The following is a 7862-nucleotide window of genomic DNA, read 5'->3' on the forward strand; positions in this document are numbered from 1 at the left end:
GCACCGAGCCGTGGGCCCGGGCGGAGGGCGGCATGCACTCCAACGCCCGGGCCTGGAACGCGTCATGACCGAGCTGCTGCGCGGCCCGACCGCTGGAGCCCGCCCGGCAAAGGCAGTTGTTCGTCATGCCGACGCTCTCCGAGGACGCCGTGGACCGCTTCAGGGCGGGCGGGCTGCCGCGCGGCGAGATCGCGAGGGCGGGCGGCGCACGGTCGGCTGCCAACTCCTTCCGGCAGGCGGGCACAGCGAGTTGACGGGGCAGCACCTGACGGTTGCCGGTCGACGCGGCGCTCTCACCTGGTTGCGGGACCGGGGGTACAGGGCGGAAGTCCCTGTGGAAGGATCGGCTGCATGAGCGAGCAGCAGCCGAATCCGTACACGAGCGACCCCGTCGGCCAGGGCGGTCAGCCCGGCACGCCCGCCACCCCCGGCGAGGGCGACTACAGGTGGGGTCCCGGCGAGGCCAGTTACGGCTACCCGCAGCCCTACCCGGCGCCCCCGGCCTACCAGCCGACCATCGGCGGCGCCGGCATCCCGGCCCCCGCCTACAACGCCCCTGCCCCGGTCGGCGGAGCCGGTCTGTCCCTCGGTGACATCACCATCGCCGGGGACCAGATCATCACCCCGTCGGGCAACATGCCGCTCAGGGGCGCGATGTGGAACGCGACCGACTTCTCGCGCACCGAGGAGAAGATCCCGCCGCACGCGATCGTGCTGGCGATCATCTTCTTCCTCTTCTGCCTGCTCGGCCTGCTCTTCCTGCTGATGAAGCAGAAGACCACCACCGGCTACATCCAGGTCACGGTCGCCAGCGGCGGCCGCCACCACTCCACGATGATCCCGGCGGTGGACGCGTACACCTACCAGTGGGTGATGTCACAGCTCAACCACGCGCGGTCGCTCAGCATCTGAGGCACGTGCGCGCCCGGGCGGGCCCTGAGCCGGCCCGGCGCGCAGCCGACGGCCACCGGCGCCGGCCCGTCTCCGGGCAGAGGCCGGCCGGTGCGGTCTTCCGGCCCGGTCCGGGCCGCCGGTCTGCGACGAACACCGGGCCCGGGGTCCGGCCGGCCGACAGCGCGGGCCGGAGACGGGCCGGGCCCGGCGCCGGCCCCCGGTAGCCGGTCTCCGCGCGGCGACCGCCGGTACGGCCCGCTCTCCCGCGTCGGCGGCACCCCCTCCTGCTCGGCAACGGCCGGACATGGGCGGCGGCAGGGCCGGGGCGCCACCCCCTTGGCCGTCGGCTCACCACCGCGGTGCCCACGATCCCCTCCTTGATCGCGAACCGATTCCGCGGCACCCGCCGAACATCGCTTGAACTTGTTCAAAAAGAGGCCTACAGTCATCCCTGTCAGCAGTTGAACACGTTCAAAGGGGCTGGGGACAATGGATCTCACCGTCGTCACGTACGTCATCTACCTGCTCATCAGCATCGCCCTCACCGTCTGGGTCGCCCGCACGCTCAGCCGTAACGGCCGCGTCTTCATCGGTGACGTCCTGCACGGGAACGAGAAGCTCGCGGACGCCGTCAACCAGCTCCTGGTGGTCGGCTTCTACCTGGTGAACATCGGCTTCGTGACCCTCTACCTCCGGTCGAGCGAGGAGATCCTCACCCCCCGCGCCCTCTTCGAGGCGCTCTCGGTCAAGCTCGGCGTCGTCCTGCTGGTCCTCGGCGTCATGCACCTGGGCAACGTGTGGGTGCTGAACAGGATGCGCCGCCGCGGCATCATGGAGCGCCAGCAGACCCCGCCCGTCCCCCCGCAGGCGTGGACCGCACCGGTCGGGACCTGAGCCGTGACGACCGCCACCGCGCCCGTGCGGCGTCTGACCGTCCTCTACGACGCCGGCTGCCCGCTCTGCGTGCACATCCGGCACTGGCTGCTCGCGCAGAAGTGGCTGGTCCCGCTCGCCCTGGTCCCCGCCGCGTCCTGGGAGGCCCACCGGCGGTTCCCCCGGCTCGATCACCGCTCGACGCTCCGGGAGATCACCGTCATCGGGGACTCGGGGCAGGTGTGGACCGGGACCGACGCCTTCATCGTGTGTCTGTGGGCGCTGGCCGAGCACCGGCCGAAGGCGAACTGGCTGGCCACCCCGGCCGGCCGGCCCTTCGCCCGGGCGGCCATGCACACCGCCTCCGCCTGGCGGCAGGCCGTGCGGACCGAGGATCACCCCGAGGGCGCCGAGGGACCGGCCTGTGAAGAACAGTGTCCCGTCCCCCGATAGGCTCATACACCGTGACTGATCAGAAGGCTCCCAAGAGCGAGCAGACCCGCACGCTCATCCTCGAAACCGCGCTCCGCCTCTTCCAGGAGCGCGGCTTCGACAAGACGACGATGCGGGGTATCGCGAAGGAGGCCGGCGTCTCGGTCGGCAACGCCTACTACTACTTCGAGTCGAAGGAACACCTGGTCCAGGGGTTCTACGATCGGATCGGCGCCGCCCACCAGGCCGCGGTCCGGCCGATTCTGGACAACGAGACCGATCTGCAGAAGCGGCTCGCGGGCGTACTGACGAGCTGGCTGGACATCGGCGCCCCGTACCACGAGTTCGCCTCGCAGTTCTTCAAGAACGCGGCGGACCCGGAGAGTCCGCTCAGCCCGTTCTCGCCGGAATCGGAAGCGGCGCGCAAGGCCGCGATCGACATCCACCGCGAGGTGCTGGCAGGCGCGAAGACGAAGGTCCCGGCCGAACTGGCCGACGTACTGCCGGAGCTGATGTGGCTCTCGCAGATGGGCCTGGTCCTGTACTGGGTCTTCGACCGCTCCCCGAACAGCGAGAAGACGCGGCGGCTCGCCGAGCGCGGCGCGCAACTGACCACGCGGGGCATCGTCCTGGCCCGCTTCCGGGTGCTGCGGCCGCTGGTACGGGAAGTGCACGAGCTGTTCGCGGACTTCCTCCCGGGTATGGCCCAGACGGCCACGGCGGGGACCCGGGGGCGCAGGGCATCGGACCCGTACCCGGACGCGGTGACGGGGACGGACCCGGGGACGGACCCGGTGGCGGGGACGGACCGCGCGTAGCGGCCGGGAACGCGACGGCTACAGCCAGTCGAGTTCCCACAGGCGCCAGACGCCGGTGCCGTCGGACAGGTACTGGGCTCCGGTGACGTCCTCGCGGGACATCACGTAGTCCTTCTTCTGCCAGACCGGCACCATCGGGGCCTGCTGGGCGACCAGCCTCTGGAGGTCGCGGAACTCGGCGGCCGCCTCGCTCCGCTCCGCATGGGACTGGGTGCGGGTGATCAGCTCGTCCACGTGCTTGTCGGAGAAGCCGTTGTTCATGGACGAGTCGGCGCCGACGAGCGGGGCGAGGAAGTTGTCCGCGTCCGGGAAGTCCGCGATCCAGCCGATGGTGTAGGCGTCGAACTCGCCCGCCGCGTACCCCTTCTGGAAGTCGCTCCACTTCTCGACCGGCTTGATCGTCACCTGGAAGAGGCCGGTGGACTCCAGCTGTCGCTTGAGCTCCTCCGCCTCGGGCATGTTCGCGCCGCGTACGTTCACGCCGAGGCCGAGGTGGACGGCAGAGGTGATCCCGGCGTCCTTGAAGAGCTTCTTGGCGGTGGCCACGTTCGGGGTCGGGTAGGCGTCGAAGAACGGCGTGCTGTGGCCGGCGATGCCCGCCGGGACCAGCGAGTACAGGGGGGTGACGGTCCCCTTGTGGATTTCGGCGGCCAGCTTGGGGCGGTCGAGGACGGCGGCGACGGCCTGGCGGACGGCGAGCGGGGCCGCGGTGGAGCCGGGGCGGACGTTGAAGACGACGGAGCGGGTCTCGCTGCCGCCGGAGGCCTGGTAGCGGGTGTCCTTCAGGCCCGGGTTGAGGCCGGCCAGCACGGCGGGCGGCATGTCCCGGTGGGCGACGTCGATCCGGTGGGCGTTCCAGGCCTGGTCGAGCTGCTCGGAGTCCTTGAAGTACTTGACGGTGACGGGCGTGAGGGCGGCCTTGCCCTGGCCCTTGTACGAGCTGTTGGGCTTGAGCTCGGCGCTCGTACCGGCCTTGTACTCGCCCAGCTCGTACGGTCCGGAGCCGTCCGCCCTGCCGTCCTCGCGCAGGGACTTCGGGGGGTACTTGTCCTTGTCGACGATCGCGGCGGCGCCCGTCGCGATCTTGAAGGGGAAGGTGGCGTCGCCTGCGGACAGGTGGAAGGTGACCGTGCGCCCCTCGGCCTCGACCGACTCCAGGGTGTTGAAGAGCGAGGCCGGACCCTGGTCGGAGTTGATCGCCTTGATGCGGTCGAAGGAGTACTTGACGTCCTCGGCGGTGACGGCGCGGCCACCCGCGAACGTCACGTCGGGGCGGAGCTCGCACCGGTAGGTCGTGAGTTTCTGGCCCATGAAACCGCAGGAGGCGGCGGCGTCCGGCACGGGGGCGTCGGAGCCGGGCCTGATGGTCAGCAGCGACTGGTAGATGTTGCTGAACAGGGCCCAGGAGCCGGCGTCGTACGCCCCGGCGGGGTCGAGGGAGGAGACGACGTCACTGGTACCGACCCGGACGGCGCCGCGGCCGTTGCCGTCCTCGGGCAGCAGCTGCCAGGCACCCACGCCGGCCACGCCGAGGACCAGCCCGGCCGCGATTGTCTTCGAGCGGACAGACCGCATCCCCTGAACCCCACCCCTTGTCCCGGTGACAGCGATGCACTGTCCGATTAACGGTCATCCCATCACGGAATATCAGCCACCGGAAGGCGAGTTGGGGTGCTTCTGCGTTCGGGACGGGTCAGGCCTGAAATGAGGCGAGTTCGACGACGGTGATGTCGGACGGCGCCCCCACCCGGACCGGCGGTCCCCAGGCTCCGGCCCCGCGGGACACGTAGAGCTGGGTGTCGCCGTAGCGTTCCAGACCGGCGACGGTGGGGTTGGCGAGCTCCGCGAGGTAGTTTCCGGGCCAGAGCTGACCGCCGTGGGTGTGGCCGGAGAGCTGGAGGTCGACGCCGTGGCGGACGGCGTCGTGGATGACGACGGGCTGGTGCGCGAGGAGCACGGCGGCCCGCGTCCGGTCCCGGTCGCCGAGGGCCGCGCCGAAGTCGGGGCCCTTGCCCTCCAGCTCGCCCTGGATGTCGTTGACGCCGGCGAGGTCGAAGTGGGGCAGCTCTTCCCGGGCGTTCTCCAACGGGTTCAGCCCCAGCTCGCGAACGTGGTCGATCCACTGCTGGGCGCCGGAGAAGTACTCGTGGTTGCCGGTGACGAAGAACGAGCCGTGGCGGGCGGCGAGCCGGCGCAGTGGCTCCGCAGCGTGCCCGAGGTCGGGGACGCTGCCGTCGACGAGGTCGCCGACGATGGCGATGAGGTCGGGCTGGGTGCGGTTGACCGTGTCGACGATGCGCTGGGTGTGGGCTCGGCCGAGCACCGGGCCGAGGTGGACGTCGCTGACGACGGCGATCCGGAAACCGTGCGCCGCGCGCGGCAGCTTGGCGAGGGGGACCCGCACCCGCTTCACGCTCGGCCCGCGCAGGACCCCGTAGGTCCCGGCCCCGACCGTGCCGAGGGCCAGGGCGGCGGCCGTCCCGCCGACCGTACGGGCGACGAACCGGCGCCGGCTCAGCCCGTCGCCCACGGCGGGCCGCTCGGTGGCGACCGGGACGGCCGCGCGCGCCGCCGCGGCGGGCACCTCCACCGGCTCGGGCCGGTCGGCCACCGGCGCGGCGGAATCACGCTGGGCCGGACGGCGGAGCGACAGCGCGCGGATCGGCTCCGCGACGAGCATCGTCAGGGTCAGGTACAGGAGTACCGCGAGCCAGAGGTACCCGGGCCAGGCCACCGTCTGCTGGAGCCAGAAGGGGGCGCCCGCGCGGCCCGTGGTGAGCGCGGCCACAGAGAGGAGGGGCAGGGCGATGGCCAAGGCCGTGCCGATGCGCCGGGTCCGGCCGCCGGGGGCGGTGGTGTCGCGGACCAGGCGGATCCAGAGCCAGCGGTGGACCAGGACCAGCAGGGCCAGGACCGCCAGGGCGACGAGTGCGAAGACCAGGACCGTCATGCCGAGGTGTCCGAATCCGGAAGGTCCGCACCGTCGACGCCGGAGGCACGGTCCGTACGTGATGCACGCCGCAGCACGAGGACGCTGCGCAACCCGAGCACACCGACCGCCGTCCCCAGAAGGAAGGACGTCACCGCGAGCGTCAGGTGCACCCAGAAGTAGGAAGTGGGACCGCCCGCCGCATCGAAGGCAAGACCGCTGCCGTTCTTCCACAGGTTCCGGACGAAAGACACCCAGATGAACCAGCTCCACACCCCGAAGGCGAGCAGGAACCAGGAAGCGGTACGGCTGAGTCTCATGCCTTCAGTATCTGATTCGTCCCCAGGACGGACGCGCCGGGGTGGGCTGTCCCGGGGTCGGTTGCCTCGAATCGGCCGGTCCGCGGCGCTCTTCAGCTCATCGGGATGTACTTTCACCTGGGTGTCTGCCAAGACGACCGCGCTGACGGTCCTTTCCGCCGCGTTGCTGGTCCCCACCCTGCTGGTGGCCCCCGCGCACGCCGCGCCGACACCGTCGGCGGACGCGAAAGCCCGGCCGGCCAAGGCCCCGGCCCCCGCGCCGCCCGTCTCGATGTCCACGGTCGGCGGATCGCTGCTCGGCCAGCCGGGGACTCAGGTGGACCTGCTGCCGGGCGCGCCCGCCCTGCCGGCGAAGCTCACCGGGCGGTCCTGGATCGTGGCGGACGCCGAGTCCGGCGAGGTGCTGGCCGCGCACAACGCGCACTGGCGGCTGCCTCCGGCCTCGACCATGAAGATGCTCTTCGCGGACACGGTGCTGCCGAGCCTGCCCAAGGACCAGGTCCACAAGGTCACCGACAAGGACATGGAGGGCGTGGGCCCGGGAAGCAGCCTGGTCGGCGTCAAGGAGGACCACGAGTACTCCGTCCACGACCTGTGGCTCGGGGTGTTCCTGCGGTCGGGGAACGACGCCGTGCATGTGCTTTCGGCCATGAACGGCGGCGTCGAGAAGACCGTCAAGGACATGCAGGCCCACGCCGAGGACCTGCAGGCCCTCGACACCCACGTGGTGTCCCCCGACGGGTACGACGCCCCGGAGCAGGTGTCGAGCGCGTACGACCTGGCGCTCGTCGCGCGCTCCGGACTGCAGAAGCAGGACTTCAGGGAGTATTGCGGCACGGTGAGCGCGAAGTTCCCCGGCCTGCAGGAGCCCGGCAAGCCGCGGAACCACTTCGAGATCCAGAACACCAACCGGCTGATGACGGGCGCCGGCGGTATCTCCCCCTACAAGGGCATCGCCGGCGTGAAGAACGGCAACACCACCATGGCGGGCTCCACCTTCACCGGAGCCGCGCAGCAGGGTGCCAGGAAGCTGCTGGTCACGGTGATGAATCCGGGAGCGGGCGGCGCGAACTCGGTCTACGAGGAGACCGCCGCGCTCTTCGACTGGGGTTTCGCGGCGGCCGGGAAGGTCAGGCCGGTGGGTGAGCTGGTGCCGCCGAAGAGCGCGGACGCCTCCTCGCACGGCTCCCCGGCGCAGTCCCACGAGAACGACCCGTCGGCGGCCGGCAAGGACGCCGGCGGCGGTGCGGGCACCGCGCTGGCCGTCGTGGGCGGTGTGCTGGCCGTACTGGCGGGCGGCGCCTATGTGATCAACCGCCGCTGGCCCCGGGGGCGCCGGGGCCGGGGCGAGGAGCTGATCTGAGGCCGCCGCAGCCGCGTCAACACGCCGCGGATCGATACACCTGGGCCGTCTCTTTCGGATCGTGCCGGGCCCGCGGCGTCCGGCACCGCACCCGGCCGCGTTGTCGGGGCGCCCGAGTACGTCCAGTAAACCGGCGCGCCCCTCCGCCTTGCCGGGCACGACACCGGACGCCGCGGGCTCGGCCGACAAGATCCGAGAGAGACGGTCTAGCGCGGTTCCCGGACCCGCACCAC

9 protein-coding genes are annotated in these 7862 nt (G+C 71.3%); 5 read left to right on the forward strand and 4 right to left on the reverse strand.

The genetic code is table 11. From position 1 onward, the window contains the following. On the reverse strand, positions 1–223 hold a 223-nt coding region (locus ACWGIU_RS22545; protein ID WP_453708444.1), incomplete at its 3' end, for a hypothetical protein. A 128-nt stretch (positions 224–351) separates the two neighbouring features. On the opposite strand from ACWGIU_RS22545, the gene ACWGIU_RS22550 reads away from it, so the two are divergent. The 4 genes from ACWGIU_RS22550 to ACWGIU_RS22565 all read left to right on the forward strand — a co-directional run bounded on the left by ACWGIU_RS22550 (position 352) and on the right by ACWGIU_RS22565 (position 3017). Next, complete coding sequence (locus ACWGIU_RS22550) at positions 352–912, forward strand: hypothetical protein (protein ID WP_453708446.1); 561 nt, start codon at positions 352–354, stop codon at positions 910–912. A 471-nt stretch (positions 913–1383) separates the two neighbouring features. Then, on the forward strand, positions 1384–1788 hold the full coding sequence (locus ACWGIU_RS22555) for a hypothetical protein (RefSeq protein ID WP_453708448.1): 405 nt from the start codon (positions 1384–1386) through the stop codon (positions 1786–1788). A 3-nt stretch (positions 1789–1791) separates the two neighbouring features. Then, positions 1792–2220 (forward strand): thiol-disulfide oxidoreductase DCC family protein, encoded by a 429-nt coding sequence (locus ACWGIU_RS22560; protein WP_453708449.1) that lies wholly within the window; start codon positions 1792–1794, stop codon positions 2218–2220. Between the two features lie 11 nt (positions 2221–2231). After that, positions 2232–3017: a TetR family transcriptional regulator gene (locus ACWGIU_RS22565; RefSeq protein ID WP_453708451.1), complete on the forward strand. Its 786-nt coding sequence runs from the start codon at positions 2232–2234 to the stop codon at positions 3015–3017. A gap of 18 nt (positions 3018–3035) precedes the next feature. On the opposite strand, the gene ACWGIU_RS22570 is transcribed toward ACWGIU_RS22565, so the two are convergent. The 3 genes from ACWGIU_RS22570 to ACWGIU_RS22580 form a co-directional block, all read right to left on the reverse strand. Continuing rightward, the gene (locus ACWGIU_RS22570) at positions 3036–4592 is read right to left on the reverse strand and encodes an ABC transporter substrate-binding protein (RefSeq protein ID WP_453708453.1); all 1557 of its coding nucleotides are present in this window, start codon (positions 4590–4592) and stop codon (positions 3036–3038) included. 118 nt (positions 4593–4710) lie between these two features. Beyond that, complete coding sequence (locus tag ACWGIU_RS22575; RefSeq protein ID WP_453708455.1) at positions 4711–5967, reverse strand: metallophosphoesterase; 1257 nt, start codon at positions 5965–5967, stop codon at positions 4711–4713. Next, positions 5964–6266 carry an SCO4848 family membrane protein gene (locus ACWGIU_RS22580; protein ID WP_453708457.1) on the reverse strand — a complete coding sequence of 101 codons (303 nt, stop codon included), beginning with the start codon at positions 6264–6266 and terminating at the stop codon, positions 5964–5966. The genes ACWGIU_RS22575 and ACWGIU_RS22580 overlap by 4 nt, the downstream gene beginning before the upstream one ends. A gap of 121 nt (positions 6267–6387) precedes the next feature. Between ACWGIU_RS22580 and ACWGIU_RS22585 the strand changes: the two genes are divergently transcribed. Continuing rightward, positions 6388–7629, forward strand: a complete 1242-nt coding sequence (locus ACWGIU_RS22585) for a D-alanyl-D-alanine carboxypeptidase family protein (protein ID WP_453708459.1) — start codon at positions 6388–6390, stop codon at positions 7627–7629. The last annotated feature ends 233 nt before the right edge of the window (positions 7630–7862 follow it).

This window comes from Streptomyces sp. NPDC054840 (genome assembly GCF_053611065.1).